This window comes from Enterobacter sp. BNK-8 (genome assembly GCF_048685095.1).
GTDB classification, from domain to species: domain Bacteria; phylum Pseudomonadota; class Gammaproteobacteria; order Enterobacterales; family Enterobacteriaceae; genus Enterobacter; species Enterobacter quasiroggenkampii.
On the sequence record NZ_JBLQTN010000001.1, the window covers coordinates 1,400,338 to 1,416,941 of the forward strand.

Consider the following 16,604-nt stretch of genomic DNA (forward strand, 5'->3'; position numbering starts at 1 on the left):
ATGTGGGTCCAGTCATGTTGGATGTAGAAGGGTTTGAACTGGATGCGGAGGAGCGTGAAATTCTGGCGCATCCGCTGGTGGGTGGTCTGATCCTGTTTACCCGCAACTATCACGATCCGGCGCAGCTGCGTGAGCTGGTGCGTCAGATCCGCGCCGCGTCGCGCAATCATCTGGTGGTCGCCGTCGATCAGGAAGGCGGCCGCGTGCAGCGTTTTCGCGAAGGGTTTACCCGCCTGCCGGCGGCCCAGTCTTTTGCCGCGCTGCTCGGCACGGAAGAGGGCGGGAAACTGGCGCAGGAGGCCGGCTGGCTGATGGCCAGCGAAATGATTGCCATGGATATCGACATCAGTTTTGCCCCGGTTCTGGACGTGGGGCATATCAGCGCCGCCATTGGCGAGCGCTCGTACCATGACGATCCGCGCATTGCGCTGGCCATGGCGACCCGGTTCATTGACGGCATGCACGATGCCGGGATGAAAACCACCGGCAAACACTTCCCGGGTCACGGGGCGGTAACGGCGGACTCACACAAAGAGACCCCGCGCGATCCGCGCCCGGAAGCGGAAATTCGCGCCAAAGATATGTCGGTGTTCAGGTCGCTTATCACTGACAACAAGCTGGATGCCATCATGCCTGCGCACGTGATTTATAGCGACGTTGACCCGCGCCCTGCCAGCGGCTCTCCGCACTGGCTGAAAACCGTTCTGCGTCAGGAACTGGGCTTCAATGGCGTGATCTTCTCTGACGATCTGTCGATGGAAGGGGCGGCGATTATGGGCAGCTACGCTGAACGCGGTCAGGCGTCGCTGGATGCAGGTTGCGATATGATCCTGGTCTGCAATAATCGTAAAGGTGCCGTGAGCGTGCTGGATAACCTGTCGCCGATCAATGCAGAGCGTGTTACACAATTGTATCATAAAGGTTCATTTAGCCGTCAGGAGCTGATGGATTCGGCGCGCTGGAAGACGGTCAACGCCCGGCTTGAAGACCTGAATGAGCGCTGGCAGGCACATAAAGCCAGCCTGTAAACCCTCCCGGAAGGCGTAGCGTGGTGAGAAGACGATGATCATCTATTTACACGGTTTTGACTCAAACAGTCCTGGTAATCATGAGAAGGTGCTGCAATTGCAGTTTATCGATCCGGATGTACGGTTGATCAGCTACAGCACGCGCCATCCGAAGCATGATATGCAGCATCTGCTCAAAGAGGTGGACAAGATGTTGCAGCTCAACGTCGACGATCGGCCGTTGATTTGCGGCGTGGGGCTGGGCGGCTACTGGGCAGAGCGGATTGGCTTCCTGTGTGACATCCGTCAGGTGGTATTCAATCCCAACCTTTTCCCGAACGAAAACATGGAAGGCAAAATCGACCGCCCGGAAGAGTATGTCGATATTGCGACCAAGTGCGTCAGCAATTTTCGTGAGAAAAACCGTGACCGCTGTCTGGTGATCCTGTCGCGTCACGATGAGGCGCTCAACAGCCACCGGGCTGCAGAACTTCTGCATCATTACTATGAGATCGTCTGGGACGAAGAACAGACCCACAAGTTCAAAAACATCTCCCCACACCTGCAGCGTATCAAAGCGTTTAAAACGCTGGGTTAATTCCTTGCCTGCAGGCGTCTAAGCCCGGCCGCGAAAGCGTGCCGGGCTTTCTTTTTGACCAGAATTGTCTACTTTTAAGCCATCAAAACTTGATGCATATCAATTTTGGTATGACCAATGCGCCTGACGTGGTATTCTCAATGCACCTGAATGGTTTCAGTGCTGTAACCTGTTGTTAATTAAGGGTTATTTTTATAACTTTTAATTAACAATTGGTTAATAATTTGAGGGGGTCACGTTGACTACGCCATTGAAAAAGATAGTGATTGTAGGCGGTGGTGCTGGCGGGCTGGAGCTGGCGACACAGTTGGGTAAGAAGCTGGGTCGCGGTAAAAAAGCCAAAATCACGCTGGTGGATCGTAACCACAGCCACCTGTGGAAACCGCTGCTGCATGAAGTGGCGACCGGCTCTCTGGACGAGGGCGTGGACGCGCTCAGCTATCTGGCGCACGCGCGCAACCACCATTTCCAGTTCCAGCTGGGCTCGGTGGTGGACATCAACCGTGAAAGCAAAACCATCACTCTGGCGGAACTGCGTGATGAAAAAGGGGAGCTGTTGGTTCCTGAGCGCAAGCTGCCGTATGACACGCTGGTCATGGCGCTCGGCAGTACCTCCAACGACTTCAACACGCCGGGCGTGAAAGAGCACTGTATCTTCCTCGATAACCCGCACCAGGCGCGTCGTTTCCATCAGGAAATGCTGAACCTGTTCCTGAAGTACACCAGCAATATGGGTGCGAACGGTAAGGTAAATATCGCCATTGTCGGCGGCGGTGCGACAGGCGTTGAGCTGTCTGCGGAGCTGCACAATGCGGTGAAACAGCTGCACAGCTACGGTTACAAAGGGTTAACGAATGAAGCGCTGAACGTCACGCTGGTCGAAGCCGGTGAACGCATTCTGCCTGCGCTGCCTCCGCGTATTTCCGGTGCGGCGCACAATGAACTCACCAAGCTGGGCGTCCGGGTGCTGACGCAGACCATGGTGACCAGCGCCGACGAAGGCGGCCTGCACACCAAAGACGGCGAGTATATCAAAGCGGATCTGATGGTCTGGGCGGCCGGTATCAAAGCGCCTGACTTTATGAAAGATATCGGCGGCCTGGAAACCAACCGCATTAACCAGCTGGTCACGGAGCCAACGCTGCAAACTACGCGTGACCCTGAAATCTTTGCTATCGGTGACTGCGCCTCCTGCGCCCGTCCTGAGGGTGGATTCGTGCCGCCGCGCGCGCAAGCCGCACACCAGATGGCAAGCCTGGTCCTGCACAACATTCTGGCGCAGTACAAAGGCAAGCCAATGAAGGCCTATGTCTACAAAGACCATGGTTCTCTGGTGTCTCTATCAAACTTCTCTACTGTCGGCAGTCTGATGGGTAACCTGATGCGCGGCTCGATGATGGTAGAAGGGCGCATTGCCCGCTTCGTGTATATCTCCCTCTACCGTATGCACCAGATTGCGCTGCACGGCTACTTCAAAACCGGGCTGATGATGCTGGTGGGCAGAATCAACCGCGTGATCCGTCCGCGTCTGAAGCTGCACTAATCTTTCACTCCCTCCGGGCTCTCCGGAGGGAGTTTTTAGCATTTCATGCTGTAGATCACAGATTGAGCGCTTAAGAGTTCTCCTAAATACAATATATCTCCTCTGAACGTCCCTTTTTTGATCCTTTATCTGATTGGCGAAGCCGTGCCTCCATTGCAAAATTGTTACCAATAGCAACAAAGGAGGAAGTCCCGTGAATAAATCAATGTTGGCGGGTATAGGGATTGGCGTCGCGGCTGCGTTAGGTGTGGCTGCCGTTGCCAGTCTCAACGTATTAGATCGCGGCCCGCAGTATGCGCAGGTGGTTTCTGCTACACCGATTAAAGAAACGGTAAAAACGCCTCGTCAGGAGTGCCGTAACGTCTCCGTGACGCATCGTCGTCCGGTGCAGGATGAAAACCGTATCGCCGGTTCTGTTCTGGGCGCGGTAGCGGGTGGCGTGATTGGTCACCAGTTCGGCGGCGGCCGGGGTAAAGATGTGGCGACCGTGGTCGGCGCGCTGGGTGGCGGCTATGCCGGTAACCAGGTGCAGGGCGCGATGCAGGATAACGATACCTACACCACGACTCAGCAACGCTGCAAAACCGTCTATGACAAGTCGGAAAAAATGCTGGGCTATGACGTGACGTACAAAATTGGCGATCAGCAGGGCAAAATCCGCATGGACAAAGACCCTGGCACGCAAATTCCACTGGATGGAAATGGTCAGCTGGTTCTGAATAACAAAGTGTAAAAAAGATGTTCTCTGAATTTAGCTCCTCATGCGCTCAGGCTGAGGAGCTTTTTTTTGCTTTAGATTTTGAGTAGCTCAGGCCACAGCCGCAGCGTGGTTTCGCTAATATTCTGCAGTTTTTCCAGCGTTGCCCCTTCACGGGCGCTGATCGACATCCCCTGCAAAATACAGCTCAGGTATTGTGCCAGCAGTTGGGGGTTGCACTGCGCAGGGATTTCACCGCGCTGCTGGCGCTGTGCCAGAAAGGCGCTCAGCGTCTCCTCCTGCATCGCATGACGCGATTTCACCGTATTGGCAATCTCTTTCGAGGACGCCGCCAAAGTGGCAGAGGTGTTAATCATAAAGCAGCCCGCAGGCGTATCTTTACTGGTGAAGCAGGTCGCGACGGCGGTGAAGTAATCCCGAAGCGCCTGTTCGACGCTTTTCTCTTCACAAAATAGCTGGGCTTCATGTTTCGCTGCAAAACGCGAAATGTATCTGTCCAGCACCGCCCTGAACAGCCCCTCTTTATTGGTAAATTCGGCATACAGCGTCGGCGCTTTGGCTCCGGTAGCTTCTACCAGATCGGAAAGCGAGGTTGCTTCATACCCATGTTGCCAGAAGAGAGTCATGGCCTTATCAAGCGCTGCATCCCTGTCAAACACTTTTGGTCGGCCACGGCTTTTCTTCGCACAACTCGTGACGTCGGTTGTCATGTGCCGTTGGTCCTCTGTTGGTTTGGTGAATAACCATTATAAAAATAAACGCAACCCACCACCAGTGCTGAATGCTTAAAAATATATTAATCATATCTATATGAAAAATAACGACTTTAAAATTAAGTTAATGGTCGTTATAAAATTATGTTGACGCGTGACCTGGATCACATTTATGATTTACCTATCGATCGTTAACTAAATAGATAACGACCTCCAAATTCATCTGCTAAAGGTAAACATCATGAAAAACGTAAAAACCCTCATCGCTGCTGCTGTTCTGAGTTCACTTTCTTTCGCAAGCTTTGCGGCTGTACAAGTACAGTCCACCCCGGTCGATCAGCATAAAGTCGGGACGATCTCTGCGTCTGCCGGTACTAACCTGGGTTCACTGGAAGATCAGCTGGCACAAAAAGCGGAAGAGATGGGTGCTAAATCTTACCGCATCACCTCTGTGACCGGTCCTAACACCCTGCACGGCACCGCCGTCATCTACAAATAAGCCGGGCATAAACCCTCATTTATGCCACTGCAATAAAAAACGCCCTGCTGAGCAGGGCGTTTTTTATTTATGATTTACATCGATTGCTGGATTACATCGTGATGCCGGGTGACATCGGTCGGCATGCCTGAACGGGCCTCCATTGCACGCTCCATCACCACGCTGTTGGTATTCGCATTCGTTTTGAAGCTCACCATTGCGGCATTCAGGTTAATGGGCAGCGTCTGCGGGTCATCGCCAATGTTTTTCGATAGCGGCTGATGAATTTCGACCAGCCGCACGCCGCCCGGCTCCTCAGAAACCTTAATCGGCGTATTGATGATATTCACTTTGGTACCCGGCGTAACAACGTTAAACAGCGTTTTGATATCGTCATCGCGCAGACGAATACAGCCGGAGCTGACGCGCATGCCGATGCCAAAGTCCGCGTTCGTTCCGTGCAGCAGGTAAACGCCACCGTAGGCCGCCAGGCGGATCGCGTGGTGACCCATCGGGTTATCCGGGCCTGCCGGCACCACGGCCGGAAGATCGATGCCCTGAGCTTTATAACGGGCACGAATATTGGCCGTCGGGGTCCAGGTTGGATTCGCACGTTTATCCGAGACGGTGGTGACCATCGTCGGCGTCAGGGTGTCGCCGCCCAGCTGACCAATACCAATCGGGTAGACGGTCACCTCATTTTTACCCGGCGGGTAATAGTACAGACGTAGCTCCGCCAGGTTTATCACAATCCCCTCGCGCGGGGCGTCCGGCAGGATCGTCTGTAACGGGATAGTCAACACGCTGCCCGCTCGCGGAACGTACGGGTCGACGCCGGGATTCGCCTGCAGCAGAGCCAGAAAACCGACGTTATATTTTTTGGCAATGGCTTCCAGCGAACCGCCATTATTTTCAACCACATGAAAGCGGTTTTCACCCACCACTTTGCTGCCGGGCGGAGGAAGGGGCCAGGTATTTGCGCGAGCAGGAAGCGCCACCGCAACGGTGGCTGCCAGCGCAAACAGGGTTAACCAGCGAGTAAAACGCGAAGAGGTCATCATCACCATAATCCATGCAAATGATAAGGTTATTGTTTTATAAGGCGTTAATGATAATTATGGCGAATGGGTGTGTCGGGAAGATCGGGTGAAGTGCAAAGAGTTTGTAAATTGTCCCCCCGTAGCGCTGGGCTAACAGGGGAAGGGATCCCCATAAAATAATGCCTGCACGGACGACCCCCTCTCCCTTGAGGGAGAGGGCTGGGGTGAGGGGGAACATACGACTCTGGTGGTCATTCCGTTCACTTTATGTCCCTTAGTACTCTGTAACGACATGACCTGTGAACGTGCCAGGGTGGCTCAGTCGCCACCACCCTGGCGACCCGGGCTCCCGGCGGTAAATCGCCGCTACGCGGTACCTTTGGCTTATTCCTTCCGGCTTTTCGGGGACGGGCGGAGGTAACATCCCTGTAAAGCCCGTCCTCTCGGCGCATCCCTGCGCCTCGCCCCGGCCTGCAGGAAACGCCTCAGCGATTTACAGCCGGACCAGGGTGTCGCTGTAGGCTATTCATTTTCCGGAAGCAACTTTCATCGCTTCCGGTTAATAAACTACATGAAATTCCTCAGTTAAGAGGGGAATGGAGGTTATGCGATCGCGTTCTCTTCCAGCTGGCGCATAAAGTTACGCACCCAGTCCATGCGGGTTTTGCGCTCCGTCAGCTCCTGAGTAAATTTCAGACGCGTTGGGCCATCCAGACGGAAATGCTGCGGCTGTTTTTGCAGCAGACCGATGAGCCACATCGGGTTGACGTGGTTCTTCTCCGCGAACTCAATCACGCCGCCTTTTTCGTTGCCCTCAAGCTTGCGAATGCCCAGCTTCTGCGCCTGCTGGCGCAGGCGAGCGATATCCAGCAGATTTCGCGCCGCATCGGGCAGCAGACCAAAGCGGTCGATCAGCTCAACCTTAATCTCTTCCAGCTCGTTTTCCGTCTTCGCACTGGCGATGCGCTTGTAGAACGACAGTCGGGTATTCACATCCGGAATGAAATCGTCCGGCAGCAGGGAAGGCATACGCAACTCGACCTCGGTTTGCTGGCTGGTGAGATCTTCCAGCGACGGCTCGCGCCCTGCCTTCAGGGCATCAACCGCGTTTTCCAGCAGTTCCATATAGAGCGAGAAGCCGATGGTCTCCATCGAGCCGCTCTGGTCCTCACCCAGCAGTTCACCGGCACCGCGGATCTCGAGATCGTGCGTGGCCAGTGCGAAGCCTGCACCGAGGTCTTCCAGAGAGGCGATGGCTTCCAGGCGCTTTTGCGCGTCGGTGGTCATCGCTTTTGGATGCGGCGTCAGCAGCCAGGCGTAGGCCTGATGGTGCGAACGCCCGACGCGGCCGCGCAACTGGTGAAGCTGCGCCAGGCCAAAGTGATCCGCACGTTCAATGATGATGGTGTTCGCCGTCGGAATGTCGATCCCGGTTTCGATGATGGTGGTGCACACCAGCACGTTAAAGCGCTGGTGGTGGAAGTCGTTCATCACCCGTTCCAGCTCGCGCTCGCGCATCTGCCCGTGACCGATAGCAATGCGCGCCTCCGGCACCAGCTCCGCCAGCCTGTCGGCCGCTTTCTGGATGTTTTCCACGTCGTTGTACAGGTAATAGACCTGACCCCCGCGCAGCACTTCACGCAGAATGGCCTCACGCACCACCAGATTATCGTACTCGCGGACGAAGGTTTTCACCGCCAGACGGCGCGCCGGCGGCGTGGCGATAATCGACAGATCGCGCATGCCGCTCATCGCCATGTTCAGGGTTCGCGGTATCGGCGTTGCGGTCAGGGTCAGGATATCGACGTCGGCGCGCATCGCTTTGATGCGCTCTTTATGACGCACCCCGAAGCGGTGCTCTTCGTCGACAATCAGCAGCCCCAAATCTTTCCACTTCACGTCGCTTTGCAGCAGCTTATGGGTGCCGATCAGAATATCGATCTTGCCTTCGCTTGCCTGCTCCAGGATCTGCGTCTGCTCTTTGGTGCTGCGAAAACGTGACAGCATCTCGATGCGTACCGGCCAGTTGGCGAAGCGGTCGCGGAAGTTGTCGAAGTGCTGCTGAGCGAGCAGGGTGGTCGGCACCAGCACCGCCACCTGCTTGTTGTTTTCCACCGCAAGGAAGGCGGCGCGCATCGCCACTTCGGTTTTACCGAAGCCAACGTCGCCGCAGACTAAGCGGTCCATTGCCAGCGGCTGGCACATGTCGCTCAGCACGGCGTTAATAGCCTGAGCCTGATCCGGCGTGGTTTCAAACGGGAAGCTGTCGCAGAACAGCTGATACTGTTCCTTATCATGCTTAAAGGCGAAGCCCTCTTTGGCCGCGCGCTGGGCGTAGATATCCAGCAGCTCGGCGGCCACGTCGCGCACTTTTTCCGCGGCCTTCTGGCGCGCGCGCGCCCAGGCATCGCCGCCCAGCTTGTGCAGCGGCGCGTTCTCTTCAGCACCGCCCGCGTAGCGGCTGATCAGATGCAGGGACGACACCGGGACATACAGTTTGGCATCGTTGGCGTAGGTCAGCATCAGGTATTCACCTTTAATGCCGCCCGCCTCCAGCGTGGTCATCCCCTGATAGCGTCCAACGCCATGCTCCAGGTGAACAATCGGCTGGCCCGGATGCAGCTCGGCCAGGTTGCGGATCAGCGTGTCCGGGTTGATGGTTCGACGGCTGTCCTGACGACGGCGCGCGACGCGCTCACCCAGCAGGTCGCTTTCGCAAATCAGCGCCAGGTTGTTGAGCGTGTCGATAAAACCGTGCTCGGCGGCGCCAATCATCAGGTAACGGCCGTTTCCGGTCGCTTCGCTCAGGCGCAGGATGCGCTTCGGCGCCACCTTAATGCGTCCCAGCAGCTCACCTAACGCTTCGCGGCGGCCTTCACTCTCAACGGAGAACACCACCGGGCCGGTAAAGGACTCCAGGAACTTGCGCAGATTATCCAGCGGGGATTTCTGCTGCGCCTGGACGGCCAGGTCCGGCAGCGTCCGGAAGGCGAGGTTGGTGTTGGCGGCCTTATCGGCAAGCGAATCGGTTTTCAGCTGCATGCGCGGCCAGCGCTTCAGCTCGGCGTTGAGCTCGTCGGTACGCAGCCACAGCGCTTCCGGCGGCAGCAGCGGACGCATCGGGTCAACGCCCCGGTTTTCGAAGCGAGCGCGGGTTTCGCTTTCAAAGCGGCTGGCGCTGACGTCGATATCCCCGGTGTTAACAATCAGGGTATTCGCCGGGAAGTAGCTGAACAGGGCAGGGAGCGGCTCGCTGAAGAACAGCGGTTGCCAGTATTCGATCCCTGCAGGCAGCGTGCCTTTACTGACCTGCTGATAAATATGTTCCGCGTCGCGCTTCACCTCGAACTTATCGCGCCACTGGCTGCGGAACAGTTCGATAGCGGTTTTGTCCGTCGGGAACTCATGTGCGGGCAGTAAATTGATGGACTCCACTTCCTCCAGCGTGCGCTGCGTGTCGGCGTCAAAGACGCGCAGGCTGTCGATTTCATCATCGAAAAAGTCCAGACGATACGGCTGGTCGCTGCCCATAGGGTAAAGGTCGAGCAGCGCGCCGCGGGTCGCGTATTCCCCGTGCTCCATCACCTGGTCGACGTGGCGATAGCCGGCACCGTCAAGCTGCGCCCGCAGGGCATCACGGGACAGGCGCTGGCCTTTTTTCATCACCAGCGCGTGGCCGTGCAGGTAGCTGTGCGGACAGACGCGCTGCATCAGGGTATTCACCGGCACAATCAGCACGCCGCGCTGCATGGTCGGGAGTTGATAGAGCGTCGACAGGCGCGAGGAGATGATCTCCTGGTGCGGAGAGAAGCTGTCATAGGGCAGCGTTTCCCAGTCGGCCAGGCTGAACACCAGATTATCGGTGAACTGGCGAATTTCATCGTGCAGGCGCAGGGCGTTTTGCATATCCGGGGCAACCAGGATCACCGGGCCAGGATGACGCTCGGCGATTTCCGCCACCAGCGTGGCGCACGCTGCGCCCGTGAGTTCACCCAACTGGCGCTGGTCGCCCGCTTTGACAGGCAAGGAATAACGATAGTGTTCAGGCATGGCTATGTCAGAGTCTCTTATGGATATACCAACAGTATTGGGGCATATCACTGATACGCAATGTCTTTATTATCCTCGATCGTTTTACATAAGCAAATCGTAACCGCACGGCAGGATTATACGCCCCCGGAAGGGGGGCGGTGAGGGCATTAACGGGTGGTGGGTGACAGCGTGAGCGGTGAAGGCGGAGAGAAGAAAATGTCGCCAAACAGCGCGGTGGAAATCTTACGCACCCCGAGTCCGGCAAGGGTACAGATCAGCAGGCTGGCAAACGGGTAGACCAGAATTAAGGTGAGTTCAGCCCAGACCGGCCAGTAAGCGGCATTCATCTCGCCAATCAGGAACAGGCTGAAGGCCTCAATGAGGATGCGGTGAGTGGTATAAATCGCAATGGTATTGGAGCCAATCACGTTCAGCAGGTTGTCAGGGTGAACGGCATAGCGCTGCTCAAAGCTGTAGAACAGCTTCATGATCAACACAATCGACAGCAATGAGAGCAGTAGCGGAACGTTAGCAAACCACAGCACCACGGAGACGGCGGCGAAAGCGCCGGTTGTAAGCCAGCTGCGGCGCAGGCTGAGGTTTTTCATCCACGTCATCAGCGCTGCGCCATACCACGCCCCGAGGCTGTAGTAGATCATGTTGCGTACCACGCTGTTCATTCCCCACCACGGCAGCGGCAGGAAGTTGATCGCGATGCTTGCCAGCGCCAGCAGCCCCAGCATCGGCAGCTTCCAGCGGCTCAACAGTTTACACAGCGTGAAGTACACAACCAGGGCATACAGATACCACAGGCTGGTGCTGGCAGTGAGCATGCCTCGCACAAATCCCGGGAGCGAGTCGGCGTAGGCCGCGTTCGACGAGGTGGCAAGCTCACGATCGGGGGCCAGCCAGGCATTCAGGTGGGTCAGCGCCTGCCATTGCAGAATTCCCCACAGCGCCAGGACCCAGACAATGCTCCAGATTCGCTTGTCGAGGCTGGTTCGCCAGTCCACCTCATCAATATAACGACGGATCAGATAGCCGGAGATAAAGAAAAAGACCGGCATACGGAAGGGGGCGAGGTAGAGATTAAAATAGACCCAGCATTTGGCGAGAAGGCCGGAGAGCGGGTGTTGCAGCCCGATCAGGTGCGGATAAAACGTGATAACCGAATGATAGATAACCACCAGGCAGATACACAGCCCTTTTATCTGGTTAATCCATAATGCTTTTTGCTTCATTGTTCGCAACTACCTTATTGCCATAGACGAACGAACAATTGTTGTTAAACGAAACCGGGCTGTAATGGGTAACAGTCTGTATCAGGAGATTTTTCGGAAAAGGTGGAGGTTGCGAGGGGCGGTTTCAGACATTAGTACCCTGATTTATCTGAATTTTTCGGAAAAATGATTACCAAAGCTTACGGTTTCAGTCATTTACGCTTAACGGATTCGCTTATATACTCGTGGGTCTGCTATCAGCAAACAGACGGATTTCATGTATCAACCTGTCGCACTCTTCATAGGCTTACGCTACATGCGTGGGCGCGCCGCGGACCGCTTCGGTCGCTTTGTCTCCTGGCTTTCGACTATTGGCATTACGCTTGGCGTGATGGCTCTGGTGACGGTGCTTTCCGTCATGAATGGCTTTGAGCGCGAGCTGCAAAACAATATCCTGGGGCTGATGCCGCAGGCCGTTCTCTCATCGACTAACGGTTCGGTTAACCCACAGCAGCTGCCGGAAAGCGCGGCGAAGTTACAGGGCGTCACGCGCGTTGCGCCGTTGACCACCGGTGACGTGGTGCTGCAAAGCGCCCGCAGCGTGGCGGTCGGCGTGATGCTGGGTATCGACCCTGCGCAAAAAGATCCGCTGACGCCGTATCTCGTTAACGTGAAGCAGACCGACCTGGAAGCCGGGAAATACAACGTGATTCTGGGTGAGCAGCTTGCCGGCCAGCTTGGCGTCAACCGTGGCGACCAGCTGCGCGTGATGGTGCCTTCAGCCAGCCAGTTTACGCCGATGGGGCGCCTGCCAAGCCAGCGCCTGTTCAACGTAATTGGTACCTTTGCCGCCAACAGCGAAGTCGATGGCTACCAGATGCTGGTTAACATCCAGGACGCGTCACGCCTGATGCGCTACCCGGCCGGAAATATCACCGGCTGGCGCCTGTGGCTTGACGCGCCGCTGAAGGTGGATACCCTCAGCCAGCAAAAACTTCCGGACGGCACCAAATGGCAGGACTGGCGCGAGCGTAAAGGCGAGCTGTTCCAGGCCGTGCGGATGGAGAAAAACATGATGGGGCTGCTGCTGAGCCTGATCGTCGCCGTGGCGGCATTTAACATCATCACCTCGCTGGGGCTGATGGTGATGGAGAAGCAGGGCGAGGTCGCTATCCTGCAAACCCAGGGGCTGACGCCGCGCCAGATCATGGCCGTGTTTATGGTGCAGGGCGCCAGCGCCGGTATCATCGGTGCGCTGCTCGGTGCCGTGCTGGGGGCACTGCTTGCCAGCCAGCTCAACAACTTAATGCCGATTATCGGCGCGCTGCTCGACGGCGCGGCGCTGCCGGTGGCTATCGAGCCGCTGCAGGTGGTCGGTATTGCGCTGGCCGCGATGGCCATTGCGCTGCTTTCAACGCTTTATCCTTCCTGGCGCGCCGCCGCCACTCAACCCGCTGAGGCTTTACGTTATGAATAAGATCCTGTTGCAATGCGACAACCTGTCCAAACGCTATCAGGAAGGCACTGTGCAAACCGACGTGCTGCACAATGTGAGCTTTAGCGTGGGCGAAGGCGAGATGATGGCGATTGTCGGCAGCTCCGGCTCCGGTAAAAGTACCTTATTACATCTGCTGGGCGGGCTGGATACCCCAACCAACGGCGACGTGATTTTCTCCGGCCAGCCGATGAGCAAAATGTCCTCGGCGGCGAAGGCCGAGCTGCGCAACCGCGAGCTGGGCTTTATCTACCAGTTCCACCACCTGCTGCCGGATTTCACGGCGCTGGAAAACGTGGCGATGCCGCTGCTGATTGGCAAGAAGAAACCCGCAGAAATTAACGCCCGGGCCTGCGACATGCTGAAAGCGGTAGGGCTGGGCCATCGCGGTAACCACCGTCCGTCGGAGCTTTCCGGCGGCGAACGCCAGCGCGTGGCGATTGCCCGTGCGCTGGTCAACAACCCGCGTCTGGTGCTGGCGGATGAGCCCACCGGTAACCTGGACGCCCGCAATGCGGACAGTATTTTCCAGCTGCTGGGCGAGCTGAACGCCTCACAGGGTACCGCGTTCCTGGTGGTGACCCACGATCTGCAGCTGGCAAAACGCATGGGGCGCCAGCTTGAGATGCGCGACGGTCATCTGAACGCGGAACTGACCCTGATGGGAGCAGAGTAATGGGGTCACCGTTATCGTTACTCATCGGTTTACGTTTTAGCCGCGGCCGCCGTCGCGGCGGCATGGTGTCGCTGATCTCCGTCATCTCGACCATCGGTATTGCGCTGGGTGTAGCGGTGTTGATCGTCGGCCTGAGCGCCATGAACGGTTTTGAGCGCGAGCTGAATAACCGCATTCTGGCGGTGGTGCCGCACGGGGAGATCGAACCGGTTAACCAGCCGTGGACGAACTGGAGCGATGCGCTCACCAAAGTTGAAAAAGTGCCGGGCATCGCCGCGGCCGCGCCCTACATTAACTTTACCGGGCTGGTGGAGAGCGGGGTAAACCTGCGCGCCATTCAGGTGAAAGGGGTGAACCCGGCGCAGGAAGCGCGTCTCAGCGCGCTGCCTAACTATGTGCAAAACGGCGCGTGGGCCAACTTCAGGGCGGGCGAGCAGCAGATCATCATGGGTAAAGGCGTTGCTGATGCCCTGAAGGTGAAGCAGGGCGACTGGGTGTCAATCATGATCCCCAACGCCAGCGCCGATCACAAACTGCAGCAGCCAAAACGCGTGCGCCTGCACGTTACCGGTATTCTTCAGCTGAGCGGCCAGCTTGACCACAGCTTTGCGATGGTGCCGATGGAGGATGCGCGCCAGTATCTCGACATGGGCGACAGCGTGACGGGCATAGCGATTAAGGTGAACGACGTCTTTAACGCCAACAAACTGGTGCGCGACGCGGGCAGCGTGACCAATAACTATGTCTACATCAAAAGCTGGATCGGCACTTACGGGTATATGTACCGTGATATCCAGATGATCCGCGCCATTATGTATCTGGCGATGGTGCTGGTGATTGGCGTCGCGTGCTTTAATATCGTCTCGACGCTGGTCATGGCGGTCAAGGACAAGAGCGGCGACATCGCCGTGCTGCGTACCCTCGGAGCTAAAGACGGTCTTATTCGCGCCATCTTCGTCTGGTACGGTTTGCTGGCGGGTCTGTTCGGCAGCCTGTGCGGCGTGGTGATTGGCGTGGTGGTTTCCCTGCAGCTGACGCCGATTATCAACGGGATTGAAAAGCTTATTGGTCACCAGTTCCTGTCGGGTGATATCTATTTTATTGACTTCCTGCCGTCTGAACTGCACTGGCTGGATGTTTTTTATGTGCTGCTTACAGCACTTTTACTGAGTCTGCTGGCAAGCTGGTATCCGGCGCGTCGCGCAAGCCGAATTGATCCGGCGAGGGTATTAAGTGGCCAGTAATTACGTCATGATCTAGCGGCTTTCGGGTCGCCAGATCGAAAGAGGAATGCGTTATGTATTATGGATTTGATATTGGCGGCACCAAGATTGCGCTCGGCGTGTTTGATAAAGACCTCAAACTGCAATGGGAAACCCGCGTTCCCACGCCGCGCGACAGCTACGACGAATTTTTAACCGCCATTGCCGCGCTGGTGGCGCAGGCCGATGAACGCTTTGGCGTGAAAGGCAGTGTCGGCATTGGTATTCCGGGCATGCCGGAAACCGACGACGGTACGCTTTACGCGGCCAACGTGCCTGCCGCCAGCGGTAAACCGCTGCGCGCCGATCTCTCTGCTCTCCTTGAACGCGACGTGCGTTTAGATAACGATGCCAACTGCTTCGCGCTCTCTGAAGCCTGGGATGATGAATTCCGTCGCTACCCGCTGGTGATGGGGCTGATCCTCGGTACCGGCGTCGGCGGCGGAATCGTCATCAACGGTAAGCCCATCACCGGCCGCAGCTACATCACCGGCGAGTTTGGTCATATTCGCCTGCCGGTGGATGCCCTCGAGGTGGTGGGACGTGATTTTCCGCTAACCCGCTGCGGCTGTGGCCAGCACGGCTGTATTGAGAACTACCTTTCCGGCCGCGGGTTTGCATGGCTTTACGAACACTTCTATCATCAGAAACTTGAGGCCCCTCAAATCATTACCCTGTGGGAGCAAGGGGATGCGCAGGCGCGTGAGCACGTCGAGCGCTATCTGGATCTGCTGGCGGTATGTCTGGGCAATATTCTCACTATCGTCGACCCGGATCTGCTGGTGATCGGGGGAGGGCTCTCAAACTTTACCGCGATTACGGAACGGTTGTCCGGGCGTTTGCCCCGACACTTATTGCCGGTTGCCCGCGTGCCGCGTATTGAACGCGCGCGACACGGGGACGCAGGAGGCATGCGCGGAGCCGCATTCCTTCATCTCACCGATTAGTTTACGAGGTTACTATGCTGTCGCGTCGCCAGGGTCGACTCAGCCGTTTTCGCAAAAACAAACGCCGCTTGCGTGAGCGTCTGCGCCAGCGGATCTTTTTCAGAGACAGAATGATGCCAGAAGCGATGGATAAACCCAGAGTGGTGGTGCTGACCGGGGCGGGGATCTCCGCCGAGTCAGGAATTCGAACCTTCCGCGCGGCGGACGGGTTGTGGGAAGAGCACCGCGTGGAGGATGTCGCCACGCCGGAAGGCTTTGCCCGCGACCCGGATCTCGTGCAGGCGTTTTACAACGCCCGCCGTCGTCAGCTTCAGCAGCCTGACGTCGCGCCGAATGCGGCGCATCTGGCGCTGGCGAAGCTGGAAGAGGCGCTGGGCGATCGTTTTCTGCTGGTAACGCAGAATATCGACAACCTTCACGAGCGGGCCGGTAACAAGAATATCATCCATATGCACGGCGAGCTGCTCAAGGTTCGCTGCGCCTGGAGCGGTCAGGTGCTGGACTGGAAAGAGGACGTGCTGCCGGAGGATAAGTGCCACTGCTGCCAGTTCCCGTCGCGCCTGCGTCCGCACGTGGTCTGGTTCGGCGAAATGCCGCTGGGAATGGATGAGATCTACAGCGCGCTGGCGATGGCCGACGTGTTTATCGCCATCGGCACATCCGGCCATGTTTATCCGGCGGCGGGGTTTGTCCACGAAGCGCGACTGCACGGCGCGCATACCGTTGAACTCAATCTTGAGCCAAGCCAGGTGGGCAGCGAATTTGAAGAGAAACACTACGGTCTGGCAAGCACGGTTGTTCCGGAATTTGTCGACAAGCTGCTGAAAGGGCTGTAACGCGAATCGCGTGAAAAGGCACCCGCTGGACGGGTGCCT

Annotated in this window: 14 protein-coding genes; 10 read left to right on the top strand and 4 right to left on the bottom strand. The window is 57.0% G+C overall.

Features of this window, described 5'->3' with window-relative positions; genetic code table 11:
• Positions 1-2: 2 nt before the first annotated feature.
• From nagZ to ACMGGU_RS06735, 4 genes are all read left to right on the top strand, one after another.
• Positions 3-1,028 carry a beta-N-acetylhexosaminidase gene (nagZ, locus tag ACMGGU_RS06720; RefSeq protein ID WP_032655375.1) on the top strand — a complete coding sequence of 342 codons (1,026 nt, stop codon included), beginning with the start codon at positions 3-5 and terminating at the stop codon, positions 1,026-1,028.
• 34 nt (positions 1,029-1,062) lie between these two features.
• Positions 1,063-1,605: an alpha/beta hydrolase YcfP gene (gene ycfP / locus ACMGGU_RS06725; protein WP_111966909.1), complete on the top strand. Its 543-nt coding sequence runs from the start codon at positions 1,063-1,065 to the stop codon at positions 1,603-1,605.
• A 238-nt stretch (positions 1,606-1,843) separates the two neighbouring features.
• Positions 1,844-3,148 (top strand): NAD(P)/FAD-dependent oxidoreductase, encoded by a 1,305-nt coding sequence (locus ACMGGU_RS06730; protein ID WP_008500780.1) that lies wholly within the window; start codon positions 1,844-1,846, stop codon positions 3,146-3,148.
• Between the two features lie 193 nt (positions 3,149-3,341).
• Positions 3,342-3,881: a glycine zipper 2TM domain-containing protein gene (locus tag ACMGGU_RS06735; protein ID WP_008500779.1), complete on the top strand. Its 540-nt coding sequence runs from the start codon at positions 3,342-3,344 to the stop codon at positions 3,879-3,881.
• 59 nt (positions 3,882-3,940) lie between these two features.
• Here the strand turns inward: ACMGGU_RS06735 and comR are convergent, their stop codons facing one another.
• Positions 3,941-4,576, bottom strand: coding sequence for a TetR family copper-responsive transcriptional repressor ComR (gene comR / locus ACMGGU_RS06740; RefSeq protein ID WP_028015740.1), 636 nt, complete (start codon positions 4,574-4,576; stop codon positions 3,941-3,943).
• 244 nt (positions 4,577-4,820) lie between these two features.
• Here comR and bhsA point away from each other — a divergent pair, with 244 nt between their 5' ends.
• Positions 4,821-5,078 carry a multiple stress resistance protein BhsA gene (gene bhsA, locus ACMGGU_RS06745; RefSeq protein ID WP_045910210.1) on the top strand — a complete coding sequence of 86 codons (258 nt, stop codon included), beginning with the start codon at positions 4,821-4,823 and terminating at the stop codon, positions 5,076-5,078.
• Positions 5,079-5,152: 74 nt separating this feature from the next.
• Here the strand turns inward: bhsA and ldtC are convergent, their stop codons facing one another.
• The 3 genes from ldtC to ACMGGU_RS06760 form a co-directional block, all read right to left on the bottom strand.
• The gene (gene ldtC, locus ACMGGU_RS06750) at positions 5,153-6,118 is read right to left on the bottom strand and encodes a L,D-transpeptidase LdtC (RefSeq protein WP_111966908.1); all 966 of its coding nucleotides are present in this window, start codon (positions 6,116-6,118) and stop codon (positions 5,153-5,155) included.
• Between the two features lie 582 nt (positions 6,119-6,700).
• Positions 6,701-10,147 carry a transcription-repair coupling factor gene (gene mfd, locus ACMGGU_RS06755; protein ID WP_095442446.1) on the bottom strand — a complete coding sequence of 1,149 codons (3,447 nt, stop codon included), beginning with the start codon at positions 10,145-10,147 and terminating at the stop codon, positions 6,701-6,703.
• Positions 10,148-10,296: 149 nt separating this feature from the next.
• On the bottom strand, positions 10,297-11,370 hold the full coding sequence (locus ACMGGU_RS06760) for an acyltransferase family protein (RefSeq protein ID WP_196364747.1): 1,074 nt from the start codon (positions 11,368-11,370) through the stop codon (positions 10,297-10,299).
• Positions 11,371-11,626: 256 nt separating this feature from the next.
• On the opposite strand from ACMGGU_RS06760, the gene lolC reads away from it, so the two are divergent.
• The 5 genes from lolC to cobB are packed head-to-tail and all read left to right on the top strand — an operon-like array spanning position 11,627 to position 16,565.
• The gene (gene lolC / locus ACMGGU_RS06765) at positions 11,627-12,826 is read left to right on the top strand and encodes a lipoprotein-releasing ABC transporter permease subunit LolC (RefSeq protein ID WP_045372942.1); all 1,200 of its coding nucleotides are present in this window, start codon (positions 11,627-11,629) and stop codon (positions 12,824-12,826) included.
• The gene (lolD, locus tag ACMGGU_RS06770) at positions 12,819-13,520 is read left to right on the top strand and encodes a lipoprotein-releasing ABC transporter ATP-binding protein LolD (RefSeq protein ID WP_417928990.1); all 702 of its coding nucleotides are present in this window, start codon (positions 12,819-12,821) and stop codon (positions 13,518-13,520) included. The genes lolC and lolD overlap by 8 nt, the downstream gene beginning before the upstream one ends.
• Positions 13,520-14,764 carry a lipoprotein-releasing ABC transporter permease subunit LolE gene (gene lolE, locus ACMGGU_RS06775; RefSeq protein ID WP_417928991.1) on the top strand — a complete coding sequence of 415 codons (1,245 nt, stop codon included), beginning with the start codon at positions 13,520-13,522 and terminating at the stop codon, positions 14,762-14,764. Before lolD ends, lolE begins: the two co-directional genes overlap by 1 nt.
• Before the next feature lie 53 nt (positions 14,765-14,817).
• Entirely contained in the window at positions 14,818-15,729 is a 912-nt protein-coding gene (nagK, locus tag ACMGGU_RS06780; protein ID WP_023292773.1) for an N-acetylglucosamine kinase, read from the top strand.
• Between the two features lie 14 nt (positions 15,730-15,743).
• Entirely contained in the window at positions 15,744-16,565 is an 822-nt protein-coding gene (cobB, locus tag ACMGGU_RS06785; RefSeq protein ID WP_021240739.1) for a Sir2 family NAD+-dependent deacetylase, read from the top strand.
• Positions 16,566-16,604: the final 39 nt, after the last annotated feature.

Coding starts and splice junctions, on each gene's coding strand:
- lolE (WP_417928991.1), top strand. CDS start 13,520: ATGGGGTCACCGTTATCGTTACTCATCGGTTTACGTTTTAGCCGCGGC.
- mfd (WP_095442446.1), bottom strand. CDS start 10,147: ATGCCTGAACACTATCGTTATTCCTTGCCTGTCAAAGCGGGCGACCAG.
- cobB (WP_021240739.1), top strand. CDS start 15,744: ATGCTGTCGCGTCGCCAGGGTCGACTCAGCCGTTTTCGCAAAAACAAA.
- bhsA (WP_045910210.1), top strand. CDS start 4,821: ATGAAAAACGTAAAAACCCTCATCGCTGCTGCTGTTCTGAGTTCACTT.
- lolD (WP_417928990.1), top strand. CDS start 12,819: ATGAATAAGATCCTGTTGCAATGCGACAACCTGTCCAAACGCTATCAG.
- ycfP (WP_111966909.1), top strand. CDS start 1,063: ATGATCATCTATTTACACGGTTTTGACTCAAACAGTCCTGGTAATCAT.
- ldtC (WP_111966908.1), bottom strand. CDS start 6,118: ATGATGACCTCTTCGCGTTTTACTCGCTGGTTAACCCTGTTTGCGCTG.
- nagK (WP_023292773.1), top strand. CDS start 14,818: ATGTATTATGGATTTGATATTGGCGGCACCAAGATTGCGCTCGGCGTG.
- lolC (WP_045372942.1), top strand. CDS start 11,627: ATGTATCAACCTGTCGCACTCTTCATAGGCTTACGCTACATGCGTGGG.
- comR (WP_028015740.1), bottom strand. CDS start 4,576: ATGACAACCGACGTCACGAGTTGTGCGAAGAAAAGCCGTGGCCGACCA.
- ACMGGU_RS06760 (WP_196364747.1), bottom strand. CDS start 11,370: ATGAAGCAAAAAGCATTATGGATTAACCAGATAAAAGGGCTGTGTATC.